1 protein-coding gene is annotated in these 206 nt (G+C 43.7%); it reads left to right on the forward strand.

All coding sequences use genetic code 11. From position 1 onward, the window contains the following. A partial coding sequence (locus TEPIDINF_RS15200; protein WP_421692420.1) for an IS200/IS605 family accessory protein TnpB-related protein occupies positions 1-206 on the forward strand: 206 nt, incomplete at both ends.

The raw sequence follows: 206 nt of genomic DNA on the forward strand, positions 1-206 counted from the left end.
AAGAATTGCGAACCAACGAAAAGACTTTCTACACAAGGAATCACACAAATTAGCGAAACGGTATGACTGCGTGGTTATCGAAGACCTCAACATGAAAGGGATGTCTCAAGCCTTCCATTTTGGCAAAGGTGTCCATGATAATGGCTGGGGCATGTTCACCACCTTTCTCCAATACAAGTTAGAGGAGCAGGGGAAAAAGCTTATCA

This window comes from Tepidibacillus infernus (assembly GCF_048898065.1).
GTDB lineage: Bacteria > Bacillota > Bacilli > Tepidibacillales > Tepidibacillaceae > Tepidibacillus_B > Tepidibacillus_B infernus.